The following is a 26,917-nucleotide window of genomic DNA, read 5'->3' as shown; positions in this document are numbered from 1 at the left end:
CGCTTCCCCGAGGTTCCTGTCCGGTACCCGGCGTCCCCCATGGGCTTTTGAAACCGTTAAAGCCGGGGTCTTCTTCAGCATAATACTGCTTCTCTCCGGGGCCCTGAGTGGTTGTAACACCCGTGCGCTGCATCAGGACGATCTCTACAACCCTCCGGTGTATTGGGGGCGCCATGTGGTTCGTGAGGGCGAGACGTTGTATGGCATTGCCTGGAATTATGGCCGGGATTACCGGGAGCTGGGTAGTGCCAATGGTATCGGGCCGCCATGGACGATCCGGGCCGGGCAGGTGCTCAGGCTGGATCTTCGCGGCAAGGTGCCGTCTGGCAGTAATGGTCATGCAGCAGCACAGAGATCAAGACCGGTCGCAAGCACCTCCGCCCGACCGGCACGCGCCAAACCTCCTGTAGTAACTCCGTCAAATACCCCGAAACCTGCGGTCACTCGCAAGTCCGACACCTCTGCCCCTCTGGCTTCCCGTACCCAGACAGTTGCCGGTATACCCTGGCGCTGGCCACACCCTGGCACCGTAATTGCAGGCTATTCAGCATCCGGAAAAGTCAATAAAGGCGTTGATATTGCCGGAAAAGCCGGGGATGCTGTAAGGGCTGCGGCGGAAGGAAATGTGGTCTATGCCGGCAACGGTTTGCTCGGGTACGGTAATTTGATTATCGTGAACCATAACGAGCATTATCTTAGTGCTTACGCTCACAACCGGAGGATTCTGGTCGCGGAGGGAGAGAAAGTAAAAGCCGGGCAGGTTATAGCCGAGCTTGGCAGCAGTGGTGCAGGTAGGCCCATGTTACATTTTGAAATACGGAAAAATGGAAACCCGGTCGATCCGGCTCACTATTTGCCACCACGTTAATGGCAGATGAGTAGTACAGAAGAAGAAAAAATGATGGCGGCCACAGGCCGGCTGTTGAAGTAGTCCTGAATCGAAGTGAAATACCCAATGCCCGCAATAAAAAGAAGTATCGGGCAAAATCCAGGATTGTTGAAAGGCGGGGCAAGAGATATGTCAGCAGAACAAGAAGAAATGATTGTTGATCGCATAACAGATGTTGATGATTCTACCAACCTTGATGACTCTACAGACTCTGCAGTAGTTGATGACGCTGAGAACCAGTTGCTCGCAGAAGAAAAAGCCGGAAAAAGCGCTTCCGGAGCAGTTGAATCCGATGGAGGGTTTTCTGCCCAGGGGCGTTATTACACCAATTCAAAGCAACTGGATGCAACACAGCTTTACCTGAATGAAATCGGTTTTTCTCCACTCCTGACGCCGGAAGAAGAAGTCTACTTTGCACGCCTGGCGCGCAAAGGTGAGGAGTCCGGGCGTAAACGAATGATCGAGAGCAATTTGCGGCTGGTGGTGAAAATTGCACGACGCTATGTGAACCGCGGCCTGACCTTGCTGGATTTGATCGAAGAGGGCAATCTGGGCCTGATCCGGGCTGTCGAAAAGTTTGATCCGGAACGCGGTTTCCGCTTTTCTACTTACGCCACCTGGTGGATCCGTCAGACAATAGAACGGGCCATCATGAATCAGACCCGCACCATACGTCTGCCCATTCATGTTGTAAAAGAGCTTAACCTGTATTTGCGGGCCGCCCGTGAGCTGACTCAAAAGCTTGATCACGAGCCGTCAGCGGAAGAAATCGCCAGGATGGTGGATAAGCCTGTCAACGATGTGAAGCGTATGCTCGGGCTTAACGAGCGGGTGGCCTCCATGGATACGCCCATTGGGACTGGTGGCGAGAAATCATTGCTGGACACAGTGGCTGATGAGGGGGCGTCGGACCCGGCCGATGTGCTTCAGGATAACAACATGAGCGCCTGCCTTGGAAACTGGATAGATCAGCTTAGTGAAAAACAGCAGGAGGTGTTGTCCCGCCGTTTTGGTCTGCGGGGCTATCCGGTCAGCACACTCGAGGAGGTAGGGCAAGAGATTGGCCTTACCCGTGAGCGGGTTCGCCAGATTCAGGTTGAGGCGTTGCGGCGCCTGCGTGAAATTCTGGAAAAGGAGGGCCTGACTGGCAATCTGCTCTTCCAGTAGAGCTTTGTTTGACAGGCTCTCCATAACGCCGGCCATGCCTCTCATGGCTGGCGTTTCTGTGTCAGCAACCGTGCAAATGAGAACCAGGTGGCGATTCGCGGCTTCCGGACATTGTTAGAATAGCCCCACCGGGGCCGCAAGTGGGGACCTGGCGACGAATGAACTCTCATAACAATGACGGAAAAGGAAAGCACTATGAAGAAGGCATTTTTGGCGGGCTTTGCATCGCTGATGCTGATAACCACCCTGTCGGCGCCCGCCTTGGCGGCAAATGTGGGTGGTGTCGATATTCCCGATACCTATACTGCAGGTAACACCGAGCTTCAATTGAACGGTGCAGGTACCCGTTCCAAATTTTTCATGGATCTGTACGTTGGCAGCTTGTATGTGCCCCGGGTTCAGAAGGATGGTAATGCGGTGGTTGAAGCCGATGAACCCCAGGCGATTACATTGCACATTACCTCCGGCATGATCACCAGCGACCGTATGACTGAGGCGACCATGGAGGGGTTTGAGGCCTCCACAGGCGGCGATATGTCCGCGGTGAAAGCAGATATCGACCAGTTTATGTCGGTGTTCAAGGAAGAAATCAAGGAAGGCGATGTGTTTGACCTTGTTTACCTTCCCGGTCAGGGGGTGAAGGTGCTGAAAAATGGCGAGGAAAAAGACACGGTTGGCGATCTTGAGTTCAAAAAGGCCCTGTTTGGTATCTGGCTGTCTGATGACCCGGCCCAAAAAAGCCTGAAGAAAGACATGCTGGGGCTTTAACCCTGTAAACGTTCAGTGGCATGGTTAGGGCAATAGCCACCAAAAAGCAGTCATAAGTCGGCTTTGCTGGCTACTGTCCTACCACTTACAAATAATCGCTCTTCTGTTTGAACTCGCACAGGTCCTCGATAATGCAGGCGCCACACCTGGGTTTTCGTGCAACACAGGTGTAACGCCCGTGCAGAATCAACCAGTGGTGGGCATCCAGAAGAAACTCCCTGGGCACCAGCCGCATCAGGCGCTTCTCGACTTCCAGTACGTTCTTGCCCGGAGCAATCCCGGTACGGTTTGATACCCGGAAAATATGGGTGTCCACGGCCATTGTCGGTTGCCCGAACGCGGTATTCAGAACCACGTTGGCAGTTTTGCGCCCGACTCCGGGCAGAGCTTCAAGGTCTTCCCGGTTGTCAGGAACAACGCCGTCGTGCTTTTCAACCAGGATCCGGCAGGTCTTGATCACGTTCTCTGCCTTGCTATTGAACAGCCCGATGGTTTTGATATAGCTTTTCAGGCCATCCACGCCCAATGCAAGTATGGCCTCAGGTGTGTTGGCCACAGGAAACAGCTTGTCGGTAGCCTTGTTGACGCCTACATCGGTTGCCTGTGCAGAGAGAATAACTGCAATCAGCAGCTCGAACGGAGTGCTGTAATTCAGCTCGGTTTTCGGGTTGGGGTTGGCTTCCCGAAAACGGGAGAATATTTCAATACGTTTGGCTTTATTCATGGCGTTTTTGGAAAACTCTGGCGGCGGATCATGAGGCGCTCCCGGTAACACGTACGCGCTTGCTGCCCGGCACGACCGCTGGTTGAGCCTCCTTCTGGCGGTCTTTGAGGCGGCTGTCGATGCCGTTTTTCAGGGCAATGAGTAAACCCAGGCCCACGAATGCGCCGGGGGGCAATACCATGAAGAGCATGTCCGGGTAGTTGGCGAAGGGCTCCATGACCCAGTCCGCAGCCATGGGGCCGAACAGCAGATGCATATCAACAAACAGCGTGCCCTGGCCAATCAGTTCCCGCATGCCGCCGAGTATCAACAGTACAATAAAGAAGCCGGTGCCCATCATGGCACCGTCAAGAAGTGCAGGGCCGGGAGCGTTACGCGAAGCAAATGCATCCGCACGGCCCAGAATGGCGCAGTTGGTGACAATGAGCGGGATGAAAATACCGAGAATCTGATACAGCTCGTAAGTGTATGCCTGCATTAGCAGCTCGGCACAGGTTACGAAGGACGCAATAATCATCACAAATGCCGGCAGGCGCACAGACTCGCTGACAAAGTTCCGGATCAGCGACACTGCAAGGTTCGAGCCCATTAGTACCATCAGGGTTGCCAGCCCCAGGCCTATTGCGTTGACCACCGTGCTGGTAACCGCAAGAAGGGGGCATAGCCCCAGTACCTGAACCAGGGCCGGGTTATTACTCCAAAGCCCGTCGCGGATGATGTCACCCGATGTTTTCGTCGCCATAATCAGGATTGCTCCAGGTTCGGGGATTCGTCTGTCAGATCTCCGGGTGTCAACTCAGGGCCTTCCCCTGAAGGTGTCCGGTTTAACCGGGCCCGGATGACTCTCTGGTTTTTCCGAAAATAAATCAGAGATTTCTGTACTGCTTTAACAACGGCCCTTGGTGTGATGGTGGCGCCGGTAAACTGGTCAAAAACGCCGCCGTTCTTTTTTACATTCCACTCCCGGGGCTTCGGATTGCCGAGAGAACGACCGTCAAAAGCATAAATCCAGTCCGACTTTCTGGTTTCAATCCGGTCTCCCAGCCCAGGAGTCTCTTTGTGGCTGATAACCCTCACACCCAGAACAGTACCGCCCGGATCAATACCCACCAGCAGCTTTATGGTGCCAGAATAGCCGTCCGGCGCAATGGCTGGCATGATCATGCCTACCGGTTGCCCGTCCTGGCGCGCTACCCAGGCAGTAACCGGCCCTTCGGTCGCAAGCCGGTCACTGGCCGGCAGAACCACGGTGTCTCTGAGCATGTCATTGTTATGGGCTGTTTCGGGAATGATTTCAAACAGGGCTTTGGCTTCCGCTCTTGCCGCCTGTTCTGCGATGCGTTCCTTGGTCAGAGCCTGGGTTACGGCAATGGTTCCGCCGGTTATTACAGCAAATATGCCGAGGCCGATGGCGCTGCGCCGAATGGATTGGGTCATGGTTGCCATGGTCAGCTCCTGCCCCCACCGGGCAGACCCCGCCGGGCTTTGTGATGACCGTAGGTCCGTGGCGGTGTGTAGTAATCAATAAATGGTACTGCAAAGTTCATGAGCAAAACGCTGAACGCCACCGCATCCGGATAGTTACCCCAGCTCCGGATCAGGTAGACCAGTATCCCTATACCAGCCCCGTAAATCAGCTTTCCCTGGTGGCTGGTCGCAGCCGATACCGGATCGGTGGCAATGAAAAATGCCCCCAGCATGGTAGCTCCGGCCAACAGGTGTAATGACAGCGGGGCGTACTGGTCTGCATTGCTTCCGAAGGCCAGGCTCATGGCCGCGAGGGCGGCCAGAAACGCCACAGGAATATGCCAGGTGATTATCCGCAGGCCAATCAGCAAAAGCCCACCGGCCAGGAAGGCTGCGTTAACCCACTCCCAGCCTTTTGCAACTCCATCTCCAAAGGTAGGGTGGGCGAGTACTTCGACCGCGGTATGGTTGGCAATCTTGTGCTTGTATTCGTCCAGCGGCGTGGCCATAGTCCAGCCGTCGACCGCTGTTTGCTGGCCGGAGGCGATTGCCGCCAGTGTATCCGCGAAACCGGGAGCCTTGCCCCAGAGTAACGCCGGCTCCGCCCAGTTGGTGGTCATGGCTACCGGGAACGAAATCAGCACCAGCGCGTAGCCCACCATGGCAGGGTTGAAAGGGTTGGATCCCAGGCCGCCATACAGCTGCTTGGCTATCACTATGGCCGAGATGACCGCTACGGCGGATACCCACCAGGGCGCAAACTGCGGCAACGACAGCCCGAGCAATAACCCGGTTACAGCGGCGGTATTGTCCCGGAGAAAAAACGCCACCGGTTTGCTGCGCAGTTTGAGTATGGCTGCTTCCGAGGCCAAGGCAATGGCGATACACCAGACCACGTTGATCAGGTTGCCCCAGCCAAAAAACAGGGTTTGCACCAGCAGGCCCGGCAAGGATGCAAGAATGACCCAGAGCATCACCTTGGATGTCGGTCGCGCATTGTGAGCATGAGGTGAGGACTGTTGAACAAACGCCATGAAAGTCGGGCCTGATTCAGGTTATTTTATGGACTGGGTTTCGGATTGGGTTTCGCGCTGGTCTTCCTGCAGCTTTCGGGCATCTGCCAGGGCGGCTTCTGCACGCTTCACCCGGTCATGGTTCTTGGCCACCGCACGTTCCAGCTTGTCTACATTGTCGGCTTGCTGGGCCTTGGCATCTTCAAGCATGGTTTGCATGGTTTCCAGTTTGGACTGGGCCTGGGCAAACTGCTTTTCCAGCGTTTCAATGTCGGGCTCCTCCCGGGCTGGCCGGCCAGGGGCGACCGTTTGTGACTGCGGATCAGGCGTCTGGCTGGCATTATTGCTGGTAGTGGCGCTGGTAGCGGTGCTGGCTTTTTTCCGCGCCAGAGCCTGCTCAACAAGAGCGGACCTTGCCGCCCGTTCGTCTACAGCGTCTCCATTGGCGGCAATTTTTTCGGCCTCTGCTTTCTTTTTGGCCTGGGCTTCTGCAGCAGCCCTGGCGCGCTCTTTACGACGCAGTTCTTTCTCCTGCTGTTCGCGTTCAAGCCTCTGCTGACGGGCCTCAAAGCGCTCCCGTGCACGATCGGCCTTGAGCTGCTCTGCACGCTGAACCCGGATCTCACCCTTGGCATAACGGTAGTACTGCACGAGCGGGATGGAGCTCGGGCAAACGTACGAGCAGGCACCACACTCTATGCAGTCGAACAGATTCAGGTGCTCGGCTTTCTCGAATTCCGTGGCCTTTGCGTGCCAGAACAGTTGCTGCGGCAAAAGCTCCATGGGGCAGACCTCAGCACACTGGCCGCAGCGGATGCAGGGTTGCTCCGGTGGCGGTGCAGGCAGTTCACTGGCAGATGCTGCAATGATGCAGTTAGTTGTCTTGATAACCGGTACCGCTGTGGTGGTCAGGGTATACCCCATCATGGGTCCGCCGAGAACCAGGCGGCTGGCACGATCTGCCTGCAGGCCCGCCTGTTCCAGGAGATAGTCCACGGGCGTACCCACAAGCACATCGAAATTGCCCGGGTTTTTTACTGCCTCACCGGTAACCGTAACAACCCGACTGATTAGCGGTGAGCCTTCAAACACCGCCCGGGCCACGGCAACGGCGGTTCCAATGTTCTGGCACATCACTCCAATATCTGCCGGGATGCCACCACTGGGCACTTCCATGCCGGTGAGAATCCGGATCAGCTGTTTTTCACCACCGGACGGGTATTTGGTCGGGATAACAGCGATTTCAATCTGTGTTCCCTGAATGGCTTCGCGCAGCGCCGCTGCAGCCTCCGGCTTGTTGTCCTCAATGCCGATCACGCAGCGCTCGGGGCGCAGAATCCAGGCCATCACTTTGAGCCCGGCAACAACCTCGTCGGCGCGCTCACGCATGGTCATGTCATCAGCGGTTATGTAGGGCTCACATTCGGCGCCGTTAAGAATCAGCGTGTCGACCTTGCGATCCCGGCGTGGTTTCAGCTTGATGTAGGTTGGAAAGCCAGCGCCACCCATGCCGGAGATGCCAGCCGAGTGAATTATGTCCAGAACCTCGTCCCTGTCGAGTTTGCGATAATCGCTGATGGGATAGCGGTCACACCATTGATCCTTGCCGTCCGGCTTCATAACGATGCACTTGTCGGCCATGCCGGAGGGGTGTGGTACCGGGTAGTCGCCGATGCTCTCAATCACACCGGATGTTGGTGCGTGAACCGGAACGCCCATGCCATGACTGACGTCGGCTATTTTCTGGCCTTTAAGAACACAATCGCCAACTGCCACTATAGGCTCCGCAGGCTCACCGATATGCTGTTGCAGTGGCAGCACCAGTTGCCCGGGAATCCCTGCGGCTTGAATCGGCCGGCTAGTTGAAAGCTGTTTGTTTTCTGCCGGGTGGATGCCGCCGCTAAAATCCCAAAGCTTGATAGGTGAGTGCATCAGGAATTGGCCTCCTGCCGGTCTGTGGCGATAATGCCGGGCGCAGGTGGAGACCAGGTCCAGCCACGGATGTCCGGCTCAACAGTAACCATGTCGATGCAGTCAACGGGGCAGGGCTCCACACACAGGTCGCAGCCTGTGCACTCACTTTCAATGACCGTGTGCATGTGTTTTGCTGCCCCCAGAATGGCGTCCACCGGGCAGGCCTGGATGCACTTGGTGCAGCCTATGCACTCATCTTCGCGTATCACCGCAACACGTTTGGCCTGCTCCACACCGTGCTCGGCATCCAGTGGCTGGGGTTCCACATCAAGAAGGTCAGCCAGAGCCTTAATGGTGGATTCCCCGCCCGGGGGGCATTTATTGATGGCACCGCCTTCAGCAATGGATTCGGCATAGGGCCGGCAACCGGGATAACCGCACTGGCCGCACTGGGTCTGTGGCAGCAAGGCATCAATCTGTTCCACCAGCGGATTGCCTTCAACCCGGAAGCGCTCGGAGGCAAAGCCCAGCAACCCCCCAAATACCAGGGCAAGGCCAAGGAGAACCAGAACGGCGATAATAATGCCTGTCCACATAAAAACGCGTCTCCGCTAAACGCCAACCAGGCCGGTAAAGCCCAGGAACGCCAGTGACATCAACCCTGCGGTGACCATACCAATGGCCGCACCCCGGAAGGAAGCGGGGACATCGGCCACAGCAATGCGCTCGCGCATTGCGGCGAACAGCACCAGCACCAGCGAAAAGCCGGCAGCGGCGCCAAAACCGTAGAGTACTGATTCAACGAAGTTGTTGTTTTTATTCAGGTTAAGAAGTGCTACGCCAAGTACAGCGCAGTTGGTGGTAATCAGCGGCAGGAAGATACCCAATACGCGATAGAGCAGAGGGCTGGTTTTGCGCACGACCATTTCGGTGAACTGAACCACCACCGCAATAACCAGAATGAAGGTGATGGTTTTCAGAAAGGCCAGATCCAGAGGGGCTAAAAGGTAGGTATAGGCAAGATAGCTGCACACTGATGACAGGGTCAGCACAAAGGTGGTGGCCAGGGACATGCCCATGGCCGTTTCCAGTTTGCCTGATACCCCCATGAAGGGGCACAGGCCAAGAAACTGAACCAGCACGAAGTTGTTCACCAGGATGGTGCTGACCAAAATCAGTAAATACTCTGTCATTAGTGCGTCATCGTTGCGTCATCGGGACGCTCTGCCTCGATTTCTGTTTACATAACTCGCATGCCGGGGGTTGCACCCGAATCCGGAGACAGGATGAAGATATCCTTGCCCCCCGGCCCCGCTGCCAGAACCATACCTTCGGACATGCCGAACTTCATCTTCCGGGGTTTGAGGTTGGCCACCATCACCGTAAGGCGGCCCTCAAGATCCTCGGGCTTGTAGGCAGACTTGATACCAGCAAACACGTTGCGTTCGCCATGCCCCAAGTCAAGAGTGAGACGAAGAAGCTTGTCTGCCCCTTCCACGTGCTCGGCTTTGACGATTTTAACCACTCGCAGATCTACCTTGGCAAAGTCATCAAACTCTATTTCATCGGCAATAGCTTGGTCTTTCCCGGATTCGGCGGGCTTGGCCGGTTTGCCGGTCGCTGCCGGCATTTCCTCTTTTGAGGCATCCAGCATTTTTTCGATCTGCGCCATATCCACCCGGCTCATCAACGGCTTGAATTTGCTGATGCTGTGGTTTTCAAGCCGCTCGCTGCGGTTGTTCCAGTCCAGTCTGGCGTTCAGAAACGCCTCGGAAGCCTTGGCGGTTTCCGGAAGCACCGGCGCAAGATAGGTCATCAGCAGATGGAACATGTTGATGGCGTTGGTGCAGATGGCCTGCAGCTTTTCGTCCTGACCTTCCTGTTTTGCAACCACCCAGGGCTGTTCATCATTTACGTACTGGTTGGCGATATCAGCCAACTCCATGATGCGGCGCATGGCACGGCCAAACTCCCGGGCCTCGTAGAAGGTTTCCAGATCTTTGCCCGCTTCGATGAACCCCTTCAGCTTCTCATGCTCGGTAACCTCGCCAAGTTTTCCGTCGAAACGCTTGGTGATAAAGCCGGCGCTACGGCTGGCAATGTTAACCACCTTGCCAACCAGGTCCGAATTCACCCTGGCGGCAAAGTCTTCCAGGTTGAGATCCATATCGTCCACACCACCGGTAAGTTTGGCGGCAAAGTAGTAACGCAGGTATTCCGGATTCAGATGATCCAGATAGGTGCGGGCCATAATGAAGGTGCCCCGGGACTTGGACATCTTCTTGCCATTAACCGTCACAAACCCGTGGGCCCAGACCGCCGTTGGCGTGCGGAAGCCCGCCTCGTGCAGCATCGCCGGCCAGAACAGGGCGTGGAAGTTGATGATGTCCTTGCCGATAAAGTGATAGACCTCAGCGGTGGAGTCCACCTTCCAGAAGTGTTCGAAATCGACATCTTCCCGGTTGCAGAAGTTCTTGAAGCTTGCAAGATAACCAATGGGTGCATCCATCCAGACATAGAAATATTTGCCGGGTGCATCCGGGATTTCAAATCCGAAATAGGGCGCATCGCGGCTGATATCCCACTCCTGCAGACCCGCATCAAGCCATTCGGCCAGCTTGTTGGCCACTTGTGGCTGCAAGGCACCACTGCGAGTCCATCCGGTCAGGAAATCCGCAAACTCCGGCAGCTTGAAGAAGTAGTGCTCCGACTCCTTCTCAATGGGAGTGGCCCCGGATACCGCAGAACGGGGATTGATCAGCTCCGCCGGGGTGTAGGTAGCGCCACAGGCTTCACAGTTATCACCATATTGATCCTCCGTTTTACACTTCGGACAGGTGCCCTTGATAAAACGATCCGCAAGGAACATGTTCTTTTCCGGATCGAAGAACTGCGTGATATTGCGAGTCGCGATCTTGCCATTTTTCTGCAACTGGCGGTAAATGTACTCGGAAAAATAGCGGTTCTCTTCCGAGTGAGTGGTGTAGTAGTTATCAAAGTGGATGTGAAACCCGCTGAAATCCTGTTGATGCTCCTCTCGCATCCGGTCAATCAGCCGCTCAGGCGTAATGCCTTCGCGCTCGGCACGAAGCATGATGGCGGTGCCGTGAGCGTCATCCGCGCAAACGTAGTAGCAATTATGGCCGCGCATATTCTGATAGCGCGCCCAGATATCCGTCTGAATGTATTCCAGCAGATGACCCAGGTGAATGGGGCCATTGGCGTAGGGCAGGGCGCTGGTAACCAGAATATCGCGCTGTTGCTTTGAACTCGCTTGCGTCATGGTGTGTCCGAACCTTTCATCAGATAAGGGTTGTATGGTCAGAAACGGGCCCAGATGATACCTTTTGAGCAGATAATTTTCACCCGAAACACCTGTTTTCATGCTGAAAAGTCCCATGAGCCCATAACGGAGAGCCAGATGACACAGATTTCAGAGCAGGCCTTGCAGGCAGCCGTTCGTGAATACCGAGACCCCTATCTGCAAAAGAATCTTTACGACCTGGGTGCCGTAAAGTCGCTGGTAGCAGACGACGTCGGCAAAGTGACGCTGATGGTCGAATTGCCATACCCGTCAAAAGGTATCGCCGGTGGCCTGAAACAACTGGTTGCCAACGCGCTGGAAAACGTTGCCGGCGTCGAAGCGGCAGAGGTTCATGTGGCCCAGAAAATCCACTCCTACAAAGTCCAGAAAGACCTGCCGTCCGTTCCGGGAGTCAAAAACATCATCGCCGTCGCCTCGGGTAAAGGGGGTGTAGGCAAATCCACCACCGCCGTCAACCTTGCCCTTGCACTGCAAGCTGAAGGCGCACGCGTGGGCATCCTCGATGCCGACATCTACGGCCCCAGCATCGGCATGATGCTCGGCGTACCCGAAAACAAACGCCCGGGCGTGCGGGAAGAAAAATACTTCCTGCCCATGGAAGCCCACGGCCTCCAGGCCATGTCCATGGCCTTCGTAACCACCGACAAAACCCCCATGGTATGGCGCGGCCCCATGGTCAGCGGCGCAGTCATGCAGCTGTTGCAGCAAACCCTCTGGGACGAACTGGACTACCTGATTGTCGACATGCCCCCAGGCACAGGCGACATCCAGCTCACCCTGGCCCAGAAAGTCCCGGTCACCGGCGCGGTTATCGTCACCACCCCCCAGGACATCGCCTTGCTGGACGGCAAACGCGGCATAGAAATGTTCCGCAAGGTTGACATCCCGGTGCTGGGCGTTGTCGAAAACATGAGCGTACACATCTGCAGCAACTGCGGCCACGAAGAACACCTGTTCGGCGAAGGCGGCGGTGAACGCATTGCCGATGAATACGAAACAACCCTGCTGGGCCAACTGCCCCTGCACATGACCATCCGTGAACAGACCGATGGCGGCGCGCCGACTGTGGTTGCCGTGCCTGATTCCGAAGTGGCGCTGCGCTACCGCGATATTGCCCGCAGGGTTGGGGCGGAGCTTTCCACAAGGGAACGAAATCTCAGTGGCGCTATCTCGAGTGTGTCGGTTAAGTCGCACTAACTAAGAAGTGATTTGCGCGGCGGGCTTCACATGAGTCCGTTCGCGGGCGCAGGAAAGGCGTTCCAAAAATGTCGTAGGCCAAGGACGGCCGAAGACAAGCGCACATGGATGTGCTCGTAGCGGTTTTTGGAACGCCTTTCCTGTGACCGCAGCCCCCAAAATCAGAACCCTCGAGGCTACACCGCCAAGCTTCGACAGAACCTAGCCGAACAGGTAAACTACGCCCCAATTTTCCTTTCCCAGTGGATACGAGACTTCACCCATGAGCATCAAAGCCGATAAGTGGATTCGCCGGATGTCAGAGCAGCACCGCATGATCGAACCTTTTGAAAGCGGACAGGTTCGTGAAACTGAAAAAGGCCGGATCATCTCCTATGGCACCTCCAGTTACGGCTACGACGTACGTTGCAGCAACGAATTCAAAATCTTCACCAACGTGCACTCCGTCACCGTCGACCCCAAAAACTTCGACGAAAAAAGCTTCGTGGACTTCACCGGCGACGTATGTATCATCCCGCCGAACTCCTTTGCCCTGGCACGCACCGTAGAATACTTCCGTATACCCCGCAGCGTACTCACCATCTGCCTGGGTAAATCCACCTACGCACGCTGTGGCATTATCGTCAACGTCACACCGCTGGAACCCGAATGGGAAGGCCATGTAACCCTGGAGTTCTCCAACACTACCAACCTCCCGGCCAAAATCTACGCCAACGAAGGCGTCGCCCAGATGCTGTTCTTCGAATCGGACGAAGTCTGTGAAATCAGCTACAAGGACCGGGGTGGTAAATACTTTGGCCAGACAGGGGTTACCCTGCCGAAAACATGAACGCCAACCAGTTTCTCAAAGCCGTCTCACAGCTACAGGGATGGCGCGAATGCGCCTTTCTGTTAGCCCTTGCCGAAAGATCGTTTCCAAACTATGCCCTGTTTGCCGAAGCGGTGGGCATGAAAACCGGCGGCAAGATGCGTCAACTGCTGGATCGCGCCTGGGATATGCTCCAGGAGGAGGTGGCAGAAACCGCCATACCGCAACTGCTGGCGAAACTGGAAGCCCTCTCGCCCGATGTGGAAGCCTACGACGCCTACGGTGTTTACCCGGCTTTCGACTTCTGCCAGTTACTGGAACAGGCGCTGCTCAATCGCCTGAACCCTTCAAAACACCGGGCGACTGAGGCATCGCAGTTGGCAACAGCCACAGTTATGAGCTTTATAGAGCTCTCCGAGGGGGAAAGCCTGGAAGAAGACGAACTGGTGCGCCTGCTGGATTCTCACCCCCTGATGAAAGAAGATAAAAACTTCCAGCGCAACCTGGTATTGGCTCTCAAGCGCCAGCGCGCGCCCGTGGAACGGTTTATTACAGAAATCCGCGAGGACGCTGCAAACGAGGGCGTCAGCAATCTTGGAATCTCGCTGGGGGACTAACGCGCCTTGAGCGTGAGAAAGCAAGCGCAAAAAAGCGTTTTCGCCCCACCCGCTAAATGTTCAGCCTGATCAGATGGATACAAACCCATGAAACTCTCCACTTTCGGTCGCAAGTTCACTGCAGAAGCCGGCATAACCTCGCTTATGGATGATCTTGGCAACGCCATGGCCTCCGGCGACGATATGATCATGATGGGAGGTGGAAACCCCGGGCACATTCCGGAAATCCAGGCGCGGGTGCAGGAAATTCTGGCGGACATGAGCCGGAGCGAGAGCGATGTTCGCAGGCTGGTGGGCATATACGACCCGCCCCAGGGCGAAAAACAGTTTATCGCCTCGCTTGCCGATTTACTCAACCGCGAATATGGCTGGGGCCTGAAGCCTGAAAACATTGCCCTGACCAATGGCAGCCAGGCTGCTTTTTTCATGTTGTTCAACATGTTTGGTGGCGATTATGGCGAAGGTCAGCGCAAGCATATACTGCTGCCACTGGCACCCGAGTACATAGGCTATGCGGATGCTGGTATCGAGCCGGGCCTGTTCCACGCGGTGCAACCGGATATTTCGTTTACGGATGCTCACGAATTCAAATACCGCGTAGACTTTGATGCGGTGGAAGTTACCGGGGAAACCGGCGCTATCTGTGTCTCCCGCCCAACCAATCCCACCGGCAACGTGGTTACCGACGAAGAAATGGCCAGGCTGGAGGAAATGGCACGCCAGCACGATGTGCCACTGATTGTCGACGGGGCCTACGGAACGCCGTTCCCGAGCCTGATGTTTGTGGATGCCACACCCACCTGGAACGAGCAGATCATACTGTGCCTGAGCCTGTCAAAGCTTGGCTTGCCTGCTGTGCGCACAGGTATCGTGATTGCTGCAGAGCCCGTCATTAAAGCCCTGTCCGGCATCAATGCCATCATGAATCTGGCGACCGGAAGCTTTGGCGCCATGTTGGCCGGGCCACTGGTTCGTTCCGGCGAAATTCTGTCCCTGAGTCGGGATGTGGTGTGTCCGTTCTACAAGCGCAAGATGCAACGTGCCGTGGCTGCTTTCCGGGAGGCGATGGGTGAAGATAGCTGTCGCTGGTACGTGCACAAGCCAGAGGGCGCTATGTTCCTGTGGTTGTGGTTCCCGGATTTGCCCATTACCAGTCTGGAGCTTTATCAGCGGTTAAAAGCCCGTGGTGTGCTGGTGGTTTCAGGCCATTACTTCTTCCCCGGGCTGCCTGACGATGGCTGGCGCCACCGCCATGAGTGCCTGCGCGTAACCTATTCACAGGACGACGAGCGTGTTGCCCAGGGGCTGCGAGTTATTGCAGATGAAGTAAAGGCTGTGTGGGCCGAGGCGGGCCGGGAGGTTTAGTCTCCCAGGTCCATGCTTTTGAGTGAGAGTTGGTAGCGGCTGCCGTCGGGTTCAACCTGGAGCAGGCGCACCAGCACATATTTGTTATCCGGGTCAAACCACATCAGGGTTTCTCTTTTGGAGTTTTCACGAACTTTTTCAGCTTTCAGATAGGAAGCCTGGCCTCCATCGGTGCGACTGACGTCGTCCGTCACAACGGCAAAGCGTTCGCTGTCAATTTTGCCCCGGTCCAGCACCTGATACTCCATTTCGCGCTTTCCAACCCGAATATCCTGGTGCAACTGGATCTGGTAGCCGAGGGGGTCGAGAACGCCTTCTTCAAGTTGGATCCGAAAAGGCTTTCCCCGGTATTCGCCGGTCGCGACACCAGCCTTCCAGTCGAAATCAATGGACTGTTTTCTGTCCCGGATCAGAAAGCCCGACAACCGATAGCGATATCTGAGTGGAATAACCCGACCGTCTTCCCATTTAAGAATCAGGGACTCATCAAGATCCGCGATGAACGAGTTCACATCGGTGCGGTACAGCCAGACGTCATTACCCTGTGATGTGAGAACGCGCTTGGCGCTGCCGTTCAGGGACAAGCCCTTGTCCATGGAGGCGTTGTAGCTTACTTCGAAGGGAAACAGTGCCGGCCCGGTTTCAGCCTTTGTGGCGGTACCTGCGAGCAAGCTGACCAGAGCCAGGGCGGATAGCAGGGTAATTCGAGCCCTTTTCTGCAGTGGTGTCATGATTCTGGCTAATCGCATCGGGTTGACCTCAAGTTCCTTCATGGGTGATGAAAGCTTAGCGGGTCAGCGGGCATTGCAGGGTGACAGTCTGTTAAGATGCGCCTCAGCTCTCCGGGAGGCGCATCGGGGCTTCCATAACCTGACCATCGAAAAGCACCTGATCCTGGCCCAACTGTATCCTGCCTTGGCAGAACCAGCGAACTACAATCGGGTACAGGAGATGTTCTTTCTGCTGTACTTTTTCCGCCAGGGTTTCGCTGGTGTCTCCGGCTGCCACTGATATTTCAGCCTGAGCGATGACTGGTCCACCATCGAGTTCCTCGGTTACAAAGTGAATGGAGACCCCGTGCGTCCGGTCGCCAGCATCCAGAACCCGCTGGTGCGTGTTCAGCCCTGTGTACTTTGGCAGTAACGAGGGGTGAATGTTTACAAGTTTGCCACGAAATGCCCGCACAAAATCTGTGGTCAGGATGCGCATAAATCCTGCCAGCACGATGAGGTCCGGATTGTAGCGAAGAATGTGGGCCATCAGGGCAGCATCGAATTCTTCCCGCGATCCGAAATTCCTGTGGTCAACTACGAAGGTTTCGATATTGGCCTGGCCGGCACGCTCAAGCACGAAGGCTTTCGGCTGGTTACAGCCGAGGGCAACGATCTGGCCGGGGAAATCCCGTTCACGGCTGGCATCTATGAGAGCCTGGAAGTTGGTTCCACTGCCGGAGGCCAGCACCAGAATTCTGGGCACGGTCGGTTCGTCTGCCTTCATTTTGTAAGGAGCCCCGGTGCATAGCGCACTGCTGCCTCTTCGTCCGTATTGTCAGCGCGTTCGATCACGCCCACCTGCCAGGCTGTTTCGCCCAGGGCGTTCAGCGTGTCCAGTGCCAGGTCTTTCTGGTTTGCCGGAACGCAAACAATCATGCCAATGCCACAGTTGAAGGTGCGGTACATTTCTTCACGGGCTACACCGCCGGCCTCCTTGAGCCACTGAAACACAGGTGGCAGCTCCCAGCTATCGGTGTCAATGGCGGCAACCATGCCCTTGGGGAGAACCCGGGGAATGTTCTCTGGCAAACCGCCGCCAGTAATATGGGAGAGAGCGCCGACATTCACTTCACGTATCAGTTGCAGCAGGTTTTTGACGTAGATCCGGGTGGGTGCCATCAGGGCGCCTGCCAGGGTGGTCTCACCCATTGGCTGGTCCAGATCGGCTTTGCTGACTTCAAGAATTTTCCGGATCAGCGAGTAACCGTTGGAGTGCGGCCCCGAGGATGCCAGTGCCAGCAGTACATCGCCCGCCTGCACCTTGCTTCCATCAATGATCTCGCTGCGCTCGGCAACGCCTACGCAGAACCCTGCGAGGTCGTAGTCATCGCCCTCATACATGCCGGGCATTTCTGCTGTTTCGCCGCCCACCAGCGCACAGCCGGCCAGTTCGCAACCGCGGCCAATACCGGCGACCACGCTGGCAGCTATGTCGACATTCAGCTTTCCGGTGGCGTAATAATCGAGGAAGAACAAAGGCTCTGCACCGCCAACGATGAGATCGTTGACGCACATGGCAACCAGATCTATTCCGATGGTGTCGTGCTGCGCCAGCTGCATCGCCAGCCGCAGTTTGGTACCTACACCATCGGTGCCCGAAACCATAATCGGCTCTTTGTAGCCGGGAGGGATGGCGACCATGGCACCAAAGCCGCCAAGCCCTCCCAGAACCTCAGGGCGCCGGGTACGTGCGGCGGTTTCCTTGATGCGGCTGACAAGTTCATTGCCAGCGTCAATGTCGACGCCTGCATCGCGGTAGGTCAGGGAGGGCTTCTGTTCGCTCATGTTGCTCATAACCGTTGGCCAGTGGGTCAGGCGGCGGATTTTAGCAGGTGCGGTGTAGGGCTCCAAGTGCTAATGCCTGAACCGGACCAGGTTTGCCTTGGCGGCAGCTTTATAGTGTGCCCGGATTGCTTTTCCGAAACCTGGCCTGGCTACTCAGGCCTGGGGGCATGGTGTATCCTATTCGCCATTCATGCGAACTGCAGGGTGTTTCATGCCAGGACAAGACCAGATCACCGTTATTAAGCTGCCACAAGCCTTTGTGCTTGCTGTTTTTTGTGCACTGATACTTGCGGTGCCGGTCCCTGTTAGCGCCGTAACGGTATCAGGGCTGTATTCTGTGGAGGTTCCCGTTTCCGGCTCCGGCCCGGGCGATCTCGCTCAGGGCTACGCAGACGGGCTGGCGCGGGTTTTCGTGCGCATTTCAGGCACGCGAGAAGTACTCGCGATGGACGGCGTGCAGGCTCTGCTGGCTGATGCCGAGTCGCTGTTGCTGTCTTACCAGGTGCTTCGTGGCGAAACTGGCGATAGCCGCCTCAGCATGGCATTCGGTGCCGTGGGAGTGAACCAGGCGCTGGCGTCGATTGGAGCCCCGGTCTGGGGTGCCAATCGGCCACTGACGCTTGCCTGGATAGCGGTCGAAGACCGCGGTGTACGAAGATTGATTATGGGCTCCGCCGGATCGGGGAGCGGCAATGATGATGGCGGTGTCTGGGCCGAAGCATTTGCCAGAGCCGCGCAGGAGCGTGGGCTACCGGTAGCGCTGCCACCCAATGAGTTCAGCGGAAACCGCGAATTATTGTCGGATATATGGGGCCAGTTTACCGGCCGCGTACGGGAAGCATCCCAAGGGTTGGAACACGACGTTCTTGCCATGGTGCGGGTAAGCCGTTCGGGTGGTCAGTGGCGGGCAGGCTGGGTTTTTGAGGGTGCCAAACTCAACAGCAGCGAGGAGTCAGTCACCGCCGCCACGCGGGAAGCCCTTGCCGAAGCACTGGTAAACCGCTGGGCCGAGCTTTATGCCAACCGTTATGCGGTCGCTGCAGGTGAGGTTGGCGACTTGCCGCAGGTTGATATTGTGCTGCGAGGTGTAACCTCCGTTGCAGACTATGGCAAAAGCAGCCAGGTTCTTGAAGGCCTCACGCCGGTTGTAAACGTGGGAGCATCACGGGTCAGGGGCGAACAATTGACCCTCAGGGTGGCGTTTTCCGGTGAACTGGACCAGCTCCGGGAATATATTGCACTGGATTCGCGGTTTGTGCCGGCAGAGGGCGAGCCGCAGGGGCCCTCTGCGCCCGCACAGGAGGTGCAGAATGTAACTGCCGGGTCCGCTCAGGCGGAAACAGCCGGGCCCGAGGTGGAGCCGGTGCCGGAAAACCAGCCTGATGCCGACAAGTCCAAACCGTCCATGTTTACTTATCAACCTTCCCCGGTCGATGAGGAGGACGCGGAGCAGGCGTTTGAGTCCCTTTACCAGGTGCTCTACTATCGCTGGCAGCCGGAGCCGGTCATCGGTAATGATAGCGCGCGGTAAAGCGGCGCTGGAGGCGTTTTTGTGAACTCACATGCCTGGCGCTGGGTCCCCAATGCGCTGACGCTTGTGCGTATTTTGCTGATCGCGCCTTTTGCCCGAGCCTTGCTGGTACAGGAGTATCGTCTTGCTTTGACAATTTTTGCCATCGCATCGTTAACAGACGGGCTTGATGGCTTCCTGGCCCGGCGCTTCAACTGGCGATCGCGGTTTGGCGCCGTTGCAGACCCGCTGGCAGATAAAGGTCTGCTGATCACCGCCTATCTGGTATTGACTTACACGAGTGTGTTGCCGCTATGGCTGTTCGCGCTTGTGCTGGGGCGGGATCTTCTGATTGTGGGAGGGGCCCTGGTTTACCACTACTGCATCGGGCGTTTTGATATGCAGCCCAGCGTTCCGGGCAAGCTGAACACCCTGGTTCAGATACTGGTTATTCTGGGCATTATCATCATCCTGGCGGGGTTCCCGGCGCAGCCGGTGTGGCTGGATACGGGAATCTGGCTGGTTGCCGCCTCGACTGTCTTCAGCGGTGTTCATTACGTGATCGTCTGGGGCTTAAGGGCATGGAGGTCCGGAAGGCAGTGAATGCTTCTCAGCTGGTTCTTGGTGTTCGGCTTCGGGACGATGCACGTTTCGATAACTTTCATGGTGATCGCAACCGGGAGGCAGCCCTGCGTTTCCAGTCGGTGCTTTCCGGGGCAGATGAATTGCCGGTAGTGGTGGTTTGTGGTGATTCCGACACGGGTAAAAGCCATCTTTTGCAGGCGGCGTGCCATAGAGCGGAAGCTTTGGGGAATACCGCAGTCTGTATCAGTATTGCCGAGCTGGAGCCGTTTGGGCCGGAAGCCCTTGCCGGGCTGGATGCCATGGACATAGTCGCGCTTGACGATCTGGACAGGATCGCTGGAAGAGCGGACTGGGAAGAAGCCGTTTTTCATCTTTATAACCGGTTGCACGATGGCGGGCACACGTTGATTGTAAGCCTCTCGGAGGTCCCGGCGTCCCTGCCATTTACGTTGCCGGACCTGGCTTCCAGGTTGCGTCAGGGTGTTACTGTCCAGTTGGGGATTTACCGTGATGCTGATCGACAGAAAATCCTTATGGCCCGTGCAGAAAGGCGCGGGCTGACAATGACGGATGAGGTTGCAGGTTTTATCATGCGGCGGGCACCGAGACGCCTGGGAGAGTTGCTGGGCATTCTCGACACACTGGATGAAAATTCGTTGCAGGCTCAGAGAAGGCTGACCATTCCGTTTGTGAAGACAGTAATGCAGTGGTAGCAACAAAAGACAGGCATAACTAAACGCAGAGGCGGCCTTTAAACGATAAGGCGCTCAATAATACAGTGCCAGACGGAGATATAGCATGAGACGGGTAGTATTCAACCAGAAAGGTGGAGTAGGGAAGTCCAGTATTACCTGCAACCTGGCAGCCATCAGCGCGGCACGTGGAAAACGCACGCTGGTGGTTGATCTGGACCCCCAGGGTAACTCGACACATTACCTGCTGGGCACACCGGCCAGCGAACTCAAGGACACTGTGGCAGATCTGCTCGAACAGACGGTTGCGTTCAAGGTGTTTAATCGCCGCCCCGAGGAGTTCGTCCATGCCTCGCCGTTCAGGAACCTCTTTGTTATGCCCTCCAGCCCCGAGCTGGATTTTCTGGAGCGCAAGCTGGAAGCAAAGCACAAAATCTACAAGCTGCGTGAAGCCCTGAAAAAACTCGGGGAATCCTTCGATGCCATTTACATAGATACGGCCCCTGCACTGAATTTTTACACCCGTTCAGCACTGATCGCGGCTCAGCGTTGCCTGATTCCTTTCGATTGTGACGATTTTTCGCGCCAGGCACTTTATAACATCCTCAATGAAATACGCGATCTGCAGGAAGACCATAACGAAGATCTCGTGGTGGAGGGTATTATTGCCAATCAGTTCCAGCACCGGGCCAGCCTGCCCAGGCAGCTGGTAAAAGAACTGATTGAAGAAGGATTACCGGTGTTGCCAGTGCGCCTTTCCAGTTCGGTAAAGATGAAAGAATCTCACCAGAGCCGACAACCACTGATTCACATGGCGCCAAAACATCCGCTTACGGCCCAGTTTGAAGATCTGTACCGTGTATTGAATGGTGAAACGGTAGAGCTGGAGCCTCTGGCAGATTAGGGTGCAGGGGGTATGAGATATTCTGACGACATTGCAGGGCAGGTTGCAGATTGCCTGCTGAGCATCGAAATGGAGCTTCGCAAGCTGGATATGTGGGCGAGCCAGCGTCCACCTGAGGACGCGTTCAGAAGCACTGAACCTTTCTGCCTGGACACGCTGGCATTTACGCAGTGGGTTCAGTTTGTATTTCTTGAGCGCATGAAGGTGATTGTTGAGAACGGCCACCCCCTGCCTGAGGTGTCCGGCATTGCGCCCATGGCTGAGGAGTACTTTCGTGGGCGCCCGGAGTCAGGGCAGGGGCTGATCCGGGAGCTTGAGGTTTTTGACCAGTTGTTGTCAGGTCAATGATCTGTTCACTTGCGGCCTTGCTCGATCACTCCAGGCGCATGGAAAGATCTACGGCTCTGACGTCCTTGGTCAGAGCACCAATTGATATGTAATCTATGCCGGTTTCCGCAATGGGAACCAGCGTATCCGCGTTGATACCTCCGGATGCTTCCAGCTTTGCCCGCCCTTTGTTGAGTGCGACCGCAGCCCGTAAATCCTCCATGGAAAACTCATCAAGCATGATGATATCGGCGCCGGCGTCCAGAGCCTGCTCCAGTTCCGCCATAGTTTCTGTCTCGACTTCTACCGGTTTGCCGGGCGCGATCCGGCGAGCTTCTGTAATGGCATCAGCGATCGAGCCGCACGCAACAATGTGGTTTTCCTTGATAAGGAAGGCGTCCCACAGGCCGATCCGGTGATTGTGGCAGCCGCCACAGGTCACGGCATATTTCTGGGCAAAACGTAACCCTGGCAGAGTCTTGCGGGTGTCCAGAAGCTTTACACCGGTATGAGCCACCTGTGCAGCGTAACCTGCGCAGGTTGTTGCAACACCGGAGAGCGTCTGGAGCCAGTTCAGTGCGGCCCGTTCGGCGGTGAGCAGGCTTCTGGCGGTTCCTTTTATACGGAACAGAACCTGGTCGGGGGAGACAGACTCCCCATCCTGCACCAGCCACTCCAGTGAAACTGAGTCGTCTACCTGGCGGAAGACTTCATTCACCCATTCGCGCCCGGCTATGGTGGCCTGTTCCCGGGTAATAACGCGCCCTGCTGCCTGTTTTTCCAGCGGAATAAGACGCGCGGTTATATCGCCGTCGCCGATGTCTTCGCGCAGACTCATGGCGACTGCCTCAATTCGGGACTGCCGTAAGCGTTCAGTGAAATTCATGGTCATACATCCACGTGTCCGGGGCAAATGGGTTCAGAAGTGTTCAAGGGTGACAGATTCTATAGAGCGCCAGCGTTTTCGCCAAATTTTGCAGGAATTGTGACCCGGATCCAGTCTACACAAAAGGTGACAAATTCTGACACAAGGTGACGCGACTAACTCGTATGATATGTAATCAGAGTACTTTTTAATCTATGGTCAGGCATCGTGCGTGCCCTGACCGGGAGTCGCTCAATGAAACAGGACAATAAGGTCGTCAGTTTTTCTGGCCAGAAACCGTTTTCGCGGTTTGATCTGCCGCCGGCCCTTGTTCGCCTTCGTGATACATCCGGTCAGTCCTTGAAAGACGTTCTCGGTCGCTTTTTTGATCGTGCTGACGATGCACTGTTTGAACTTGCGGATCGCGCCGGTTCCAATACCGATCAGACCGTTTATTTTGATGCCATGCGAGAGTTGAGGCTAAGGCGCAAAGCCATGGCAGTCTCAGTTCTGCAATATGTGAGCCAGGCGTTTAACGATATTGGCAGTTTTCGCCCACGGCATTCCGGGGGAGCTCTCGATGATGTTGATCAGGACTCTCTGAGCCTTGTTGAGCATTCCGACCTGGAACAACAGGTTGCGATTGATAATCTGATCAACAAACTGCGCAGTCGTTATCAGGCTCCCATACAGCTGTTGTCAATGCGGGTGAATCACCTGGTACCGGGTGTTGAACTGGCAGACAACCAGATGCCGCTCAGCCCCGAAGTTATTTGCGGTGGCGTTGCGGAGGCTTGTGCCGATCTTGATATCGACATCCGGGCAAAACTCGTTGTACTCAAACTGTTTGACCGTCTGCTTGCGGATACTCTTGGAGATTTCTACCAGGAGGCGAATCGCACGCTGGTATCGGAGGGCGTTCTGCCGGACGTAAAACGGCCCATGCCCCGTTCGGAAACTGCTGGCTCAGGTGCCCGGTCCGCAACCTCAGCGCCGGTTCCTCCCAGTTCTGTTCGGCACAATGCGAGCGGAGAAACGGGCGGGTTTTCCTACGCAACTTTCTCGGAGCTGAGCGCACTCCTGCACCAAAGGGGCAATTCCAGCATGGCAGCCGAGCCGGTTACCTCAGGCGAAGCCTATCTTGATACCGACATGCTCATGGCGCGTCTCAGCGAAGCCCAGGCTTCCTTTGGCCGGTGGGAAGGCAGTGATGTCGTTTCTCTCGACCAGCAACTGCAGCCGGTACTTCAGGCGGCCAATGGCCAGAAAGCCAGTATTGGCCAGGTGGACAGCGATGTCATCAATCTGGTTTCCATGCTGTTCGATTTTATTCTGGAAGACCGGCAGTTGCACCCGGTTATGAAGGCACTCATCGGGCGCCTTCAGATACCCGTGTTGAAAGTAGCCTTGAGTGATAAAAACTTTTTCAACCGGGGTGGGCACCCGGTACGCAAGCTTTTGAATGAGCTTGCGCTATCAGCCATTGGCTGGAACGAGAAACGTCAGGGCCAGCGCGATCCGTTACGGGAGAAAATTGAATCCGTTGTGGACCGGGTGTTGAGTGAATTTACCAACAATGTGTCGCTGTTCGAAGAATTACTGAAAGACTTTACTCATTTTACCGATCTGGATCGCCGTCGCCGGGAGCTGGTAGAACAGCGCCTGCGCGATGCGGAAGAAGGCAGAGCCCGTCAGGAGCGGGCATGTCAGCTTGCTGAGTCATTAGTGAAGGATTGTACATCCGGGCGGGATATTCCCGAGTCTGTTCTTGGTATATTGAACGAAGCCTGGATGAAATACCTGCAGTGGGTGGTACTGCGGGAAGGTGAAGACAGTGAGCGCTGGGCAGATGCCAGTGAGTTGACAGGCCATCTTGTGTGGAGCGTGGATCCACAACCCGTGGAACATTCAACCCGAAGCGAATTGCTGAGGGCAATTCCCGCCATTGTTGACGATTTTCGTTTGGCCCTTCAGGAAATCTCCTGGGATCCGTTTGCAACCGATGCGGCGGTGCGTGACCTGGAGCTGGCACACGTTGATGTGTTTCAGCGCCTGGCAACAGCGCCGTCACGACCGGCATCTGACCTGTACCATGAGGAAACGGTGGCCGACCCCCATCCGGATACTGGCACGCGCCCTGAAACCTCCCAAACCCCTCAAACCCCTGCGCCTGAGCCGGAGGCTGAAAAGCAGGAGCCCGACCGGGTGCAACCCGCCGCAGCAAAGGCAGAAGCTGCCATGGGTTCAGGCGCATCAAACCATTCACCCGAGGCGCAAGATACCGAAGAGGAGGTTTCCCCACACTGGCTGGAGCAGGCGGACAGCATCCGGGTTGGCGCATGGATTGAGCTCACCCGTGATGACAGCAAGCTGCGGTGTAAACTGGCAGCATTTATCAAAGCCACGGGTAAGTACATATTTGTCAATCGCAGCGGTGCAAAGGTTGCTGAATACCACCGCCAGGATCTGGCAGTTGCACTGGCAAGCGGTGCTGTCAGCATGCTTGACGACGGACTTATTTTCGACCGCGCGCTGGAATCCATCATCGATAACCTGCGTAGCAGCCGCAAGGATTGACTCGTGGTAACAGACCTTACTTTGTGATTCAATCAAACCACAGTGTAATGCTCTGATAACTATGGAATCATCTTGCCTGATACAACTTCCGGTCACTCAGCTTCCGATCAACCTGTTGCGACGGTTTGCGGGGAGAAGATAGAGATTCTCCGCCAGACAGGCCGCCTGGCGTCAGCCCGTTGGTGCCCGTCGCCAAACTATGGTCCGCGCCCGGACGGCGTCTCCATAAATCTGTTGGTGATCCATTGCATCAGCCTCCCGCCCGGGCGGTTTGGTGGGCGCCACATTGAAGATTTTTTCACAAACTGCCTGAATCCTGCCGGGCACCCGTATTTTTCAACAATTGCCAATATGCGGGTTTCAGCCCATGCCCTGATTCGCCGGGATGGCTCTGTGGTGCAGTTTGTGAGTTTTCTGGACAGAGCCTGGCACGCCGGGCGTTCGTGTTTCCAGGGGGTAGAAGAATGTAATGACTTTTCCATTGGAATCGAGCTGGAGGGTGCAGACGATATACCCTATACGCAGGAGCAGTATCGCGCTCTGGCGAGACTGTCGGCAGTGATCAGTGCAGCCTGGCCCGAGATAACCAGCGATCGCATTACCGGCCACAGCGACATTGCGCCCGGTCGCAAGACAGACCCAGGGCCAGCGTTTGACTGGTGTCATTTCCAGGATTTCCGGCGCTCTGTTATGGCTGACGAGGGCGGTGGCGAACTATCCCGTAAAGGAGCTGTGTAGATGATACTGGTGGTGTTTCTGATTGCCTACATGGTGCGGCGACGCCTTGACAGCCTCGATGCGTTAGAGGGCGACGCTCTTTGGCGGCGCTGGTTTCATCAGGGCAGTGTTGCTGAAGCCGGGCGCGAATCGGATATTCGCAATGGCCTGGTGCTGGTGGCGGTGCCTGCTGTACTGGTGCATCTGAGTGTCTATGGCCTGGCATTCTATGGCTGGGGAATTGCCGCATATCCCCTCGAAATCCTCGTGCTAGTGCTGTTAATGGGTACACCAGGCTGGCGCCAGTCGGTTGAACCCTATGCCGAAGCCTGGCACAGAGGTGACATGCAGGCGGCATGGCACCATATTCAGAAGCACCTGCCGGCGAGCGAACGGGGTGCTGCTGCCTCACCGGAAACCATGCATCTCGCTCTGACGCGGACGCTGCTGTTGGCGGTGTTTCAGCGTTTCTTTCTCGTAGCATTCTGGTATGTGGTGGGCGGCATTGGCCTTGCCGTTCTGGTGCGTGGGCTTGTGGCGCTGTCTGAGCAGTGGCCGCAGGCTGCTGCAAGGCCAAGGTTCCTTAAAGCCTGCGAGTGGGTCAGCTGGATACCGGTCAGGCTGCTGTCAGTAACGTTCGGGATTGCGGGTGACCTTTCCGGTTGGCTGGGAGAAGCCAGGCCAGCCATTGCAGGCATCCGAAAAAGCACCTCTGATCTGCTTATGATTTCGGCCAATGGGTCGTTAACCAGGTATGCACTTGACCCGGCCCGCTTTTCCCGGATTCACCCGGACGAGTGGGCGAGTTTTGGCGGTCGCAGCCTGAGCGCGGTCAGAGACCTGCTCAACCGCAGTATGCTGGTGTGGATATGCTTGCTGGCCTTGCTGGTCATTGCCGGAATCGTATGAGAAACCGGAAAGCAACACA

Annotated in this window: 27 protein-coding genes; 15 read left to right on the top strand and 12 right to left on the bottom strand. The window is 56.1% G+C overall.

All coding sequences use genetic code 11. From position 1 onward, the window contains the following. The first annotated feature begins 79 nt into the window (after positions 1-79). The 3 genes from CDH48_RS15875 (at position 80) to CDH48_RS15865 (ending at position 2,824) form a co-directional block, all read left to right on the top strand. Positions 80-868 carry a peptidoglycan DD-metalloendopeptidase family protein gene (locus CDH48_RS15875; protein WP_379923654.1) on the top strand — a complete coding sequence of 263 codons (789 nt, stop codon included), beginning with the start codon at positions 80-82 and terminating at the stop codon, positions 866-868. 150 nt (positions 869-1,018) lie between these two features. After that, positions 1,019-2,056, top strand: a complete 1,038-nt coding sequence (rpoS, locus tag CDH48_RS15870; protein ID WP_100689715.1) for an RNA polymerase sigma factor RpoS — start codon at positions 1,019-1,021, stop codon at positions 2,054-2,056. Positions 2,057-2,251: 195 nt separating this feature from the next. Next, positions 2,252-2,824 (top strand): chalcone isomerase family protein, encoded by a 573-nt coding sequence (locus CDH48_RS15865; protein ID WP_100689714.1) that lies wholly within the window; start codon positions 2,252-2,254, stop codon positions 2,822-2,824. A gap of 85 nt (positions 2,825-2,909) precedes the next feature. On the opposite strand, the gene nth is transcribed toward CDH48_RS15865, so the two are convergent. The 8 genes from nth to metG are packed head-to-tail and all read right to left on the bottom strand — an operon-like array spanning position 2,910 to position 11,225. Continuing rightward, complete coding sequence (gene nth / locus CDH48_RS15860) at positions 2,910-3,548, bottom strand: endonuclease III (protein ID WP_100689713.1); 639 nt, start codon at positions 3,546-3,548, stop codon at positions 2,910-2,912. A 28-nt stretch (positions 3,549-3,576) separates the two neighbouring features. Beyond that, positions 3,577-4,290 carry an electron transport complex subunit E gene (locus CDH48_RS15855; RefSeq protein WP_100689712.1) on the bottom strand — a complete coding sequence of 238 codons (714 nt, stop codon included), beginning with the start codon at positions 4,288-4,290 and terminating at the stop codon, positions 3,577-3,579. 2 nt (positions 4,291-4,292) lie between these two features. Then, on the bottom strand, positions 4,293-4,994 hold the full coding sequence (rsxG, locus tag CDH48_RS15850; protein WP_100689711.1) for an electron transport complex subunit RsxG: 702 nt from the start codon (positions 4,992-4,994) through the stop codon (positions 4,293-4,295). A gap of 2 nt (positions 4,995-4,996) precedes the next feature. Continuing rightward, positions 4,997-6,049 carry an electron transport complex subunit RsxD gene (gene rsxD, locus CDH48_RS15845; protein WP_100689710.1) on the bottom strand — a complete coding sequence of 351 codons (1,053 nt, stop codon included), beginning with the start codon at positions 6,047-6,049 and terminating at the stop codon, positions 4,997-4,999. Positions 6,050-6,070: 21 nt separating this feature from the next. Continuing rightward, positions 6,071-7,960 (bottom strand): electron transport complex subunit RsxC, encoded by a 1,890-nt coding sequence (gene rsxC / locus CDH48_RS15840; protein ID WP_100689709.1) that lies wholly within the window; start codon positions 7,958-7,960, stop codon positions 6,071-6,073. Continuing rightward, entirely contained in the window at positions 7,960-8,538 is a 579-nt protein-coding gene (gene rsxB / locus CDH48_RS15835; protein WP_100689708.1) for an electron transport complex subunit RsxB, read from the bottom strand. Before rsxB ends, rsxC begins: the two co-directional genes overlap by 1 nt. Before the next feature lie 15 nt (positions 8,539-8,553). Further along, on the bottom strand, positions 8,554-9,135 hold the full coding sequence (rsxA, locus tag CDH48_RS15830) for an electron transport complex subunit RsxA (protein ID WP_100689707.1): 582 nt from the start codon (positions 9,133-9,135) through the stop codon (positions 8,554-8,556). A 47-nt stretch (positions 9,136-9,182) separates the two neighbouring features. Further along, positions 9,183-11,225, bottom strand: a complete 2,043-nt coding sequence (gene metG, locus CDH48_RS15825) for a methionine--tRNA ligase (RefSeq protein WP_100689752.1) — start codon at positions 11,223-11,225, stop codon at positions 9,183-9,185. 138 nt (positions 11,226-11,363) lie between these two features. Between metG and apbC the strand changes: the two genes are divergently transcribed. From apbC to CDH48_RS15805, 4 genes are all read left to right on the top strand, one after another. Beyond that, positions 11,364-12,464: an iron-sulfur cluster carrier protein ApbC gene (gene apbC / locus CDH48_RS15820; RefSeq protein ID WP_100689706.1), complete on the top strand. Its 1,101-nt coding sequence runs from the start codon at positions 11,364-11,366 to the stop codon at positions 12,462-12,464. 262 nt (positions 12,465-12,726) lie between these two features. Next, complete coding sequence (gene dcd, locus CDH48_RS15815) at positions 12,727-13,293, top strand: dCTP deaminase (RefSeq protein ID WP_100689705.1); 567 nt, start codon at positions 12,727-12,729, stop codon at positions 13,291-13,293. Beyond that, positions 13,290-13,889, top strand: coding sequence for a YjaG family protein (locus CDH48_RS15810; RefSeq protein ID WP_100689704.1), 600 nt, complete (start codon positions 13,290-13,292; stop codon positions 13,887-13,889). The genes dcd and CDH48_RS15810 overlap by 4 nt, the downstream gene beginning before the upstream one ends. An 87-nt stretch (positions 13,890-13,976) precedes the next feature. Next, positions 13,977-15,254, top strand: coding sequence for a valine--pyruvate transaminase (locus CDH48_RS15805; protein WP_100689703.1), 1,278 nt, complete (start codon positions 13,977-13,979; stop codon positions 15,252-15,254). Here the strand turns inward: CDH48_RS15805 and CDH48_RS15800 are convergent. From CDH48_RS15800 to purM, 3 genes are all read right to left on the bottom strand, one after another. Beyond that, positions 15,251-16,003 carry a DUF3108 domain-containing protein gene (locus CDH48_RS15800; protein WP_227521121.1) on the bottom strand — a complete coding sequence of 251 codons (753 nt, stop codon included), beginning with the start codon at positions 16,001-16,003 and terminating at the stop codon, positions 15,251-15,253. The genes CDH48_RS15805 and CDH48_RS15800 overlap by 4 nt on opposite strands. 85 nt (positions 16,004-16,088) lie before the next feature. Then, on the bottom strand, positions 16,089-16,751 hold the full coding sequence (gene purN / locus CDH48_RS15795; protein WP_100689701.1) for a phosphoribosylglycinamide formyltransferase: 663 nt from the start codon (positions 16,749-16,751) through the stop codon (positions 16,089-16,091). Continuing rightward, positions 16,748-17,812 (bottom strand): phosphoribosylformylglycinamidine cyclo-ligase, encoded by a 1,065-nt coding sequence (purM, locus tag CDH48_RS15790; RefSeq protein WP_100689751.1) that lies wholly within the window; start codon positions 17,810-17,812, stop codon positions 16,748-16,750. Before purM ends, purN begins: the two co-directional genes overlap by 4 nt. A gap of 211 nt (positions 17,813-18,023) precedes the next feature. On the opposite strand from purM, the gene CDH48_RS15785 reads away from it, so the two are divergent. From CDH48_RS15785 to CDH48_RS15765, 5 genes are all read left to right on the top strand, one after another. Continuing rightward, positions 18,024-19,343 carry a DUF2066 domain-containing protein gene (locus CDH48_RS15785; protein ID WP_100689700.1) on the top strand — a complete coding sequence of 440 codons (1,320 nt, stop codon included), beginning with the start codon at positions 18,024-18,026 and terminating at the stop codon, positions 19,341-19,343. Between the two features lie 21 nt (positions 19,344-19,364). Then, entirely contained in the window at positions 19,365-19,925 is a 561-nt protein-coding gene (locus tag CDH48_RS15780; RefSeq protein WP_100689699.1) for a CDP-alcohol phosphatidyltransferase family protein, read from the top strand. Further along, the gene (gene hda / locus CDH48_RS15775; RefSeq protein WP_227521120.1) at positions 19,922-20,620 is read left to right on the top strand and encodes a DnaA regulatory inactivator Hda; all 699 of its coding nucleotides are present in this window, start codon (positions 19,922-19,924) and stop codon (positions 20,618-20,620) included. Before CDH48_RS15780 ends, hda begins: the two co-directional genes overlap by 4 nt. 85 nt (positions 20,621-20,705) lie before the next feature. Further along, positions 20,706-21,503 (top strand): ParA family protein, encoded by a 798-nt coding sequence (locus CDH48_RS15770; RefSeq protein WP_100689697.1) that lies wholly within the window; start codon positions 20,706-20,708, stop codon positions 21,501-21,503. 12 nt (positions 21,504-21,515) lie between these two features. Beyond that, the gene (locus CDH48_RS15765) at positions 21,516-21,851 is read left to right on the top strand and encodes a YqcC family protein (RefSeq protein ID WP_100689696.1); all 336 of its coding nucleotides are present in this window, start codon (positions 21,516-21,518) and stop codon (positions 21,849-21,851) included. Between the two features lie 25 nt (positions 21,852-21,876). Here the strand turns inward: CDH48_RS15765 and nadC are convergent, their stop codons facing one another. Then, a complete protein-coding gene (gene nadC / locus CDH48_RS15760) occupies positions 21,877-22,716 on the bottom strand; it encodes a carboxylating nicotinate-nucleotide diphosphorylase (protein ID WP_100689750.1) in 840 nt (279 codons plus the stop codon). Positions 22,717-22,950: 234 nt separating this feature from the next. On the opposite strand from nadC, the gene CDH48_RS15755 reads away from it, so the two are divergent. From CDH48_RS15755 to ampE, 3 genes are all read left to right on the top strand, one after another. After that, on the top strand, positions 22,951-25,272 hold the full coding sequence (locus CDH48_RS15755) for a DUF1631 domain-containing protein (protein WP_100689695.1): 2,322 nt from the start codon (positions 22,951-22,953) through the stop codon (positions 25,270-25,272). A 138-nt stretch (positions 25,273-25,410) separates the two neighbouring features. Then, positions 25,411-26,010 carry a 1,6-anhydro-N-acetylmuramyl-L-alanine amidase AmpD gene (gene ampD, locus CDH48_RS15750; protein ID WP_100689749.1) on the top strand — a complete coding sequence of 200 codons (600 nt, stop codon included), beginning with the start codon at positions 25,411-25,413 and terminating at the stop codon, positions 26,008-26,010. Beyond that, the gene (gene ampE, locus CDH48_RS15745; RefSeq protein ID WP_100689694.1) at positions 26,011-26,898 is read left to right on the top strand and encodes a regulatory signaling modulator protein AmpE; all 888 of its coding nucleotides are present in this window, start codon (positions 26,011-26,013) and stop codon (positions 26,896-26,898) included. Positions 26,899-26,917: the final 19 nt, after the last annotated feature.

This window comes from Marinobacter aromaticivorans (assembly GCF_002806975.1).
GTDB classification, from domain to species: domain Bacteria; phylum Pseudomonadota; class Gammaproteobacteria; order Pseudomonadales; family Oleiphilaceae; genus Marinobacter; species Marinobacter aromaticivorans.
The sequence above is the reverse complement of the archived record's forward strand: the minus strand, read 5'-3'. Positions and strand labels throughout refer to the sequence as shown.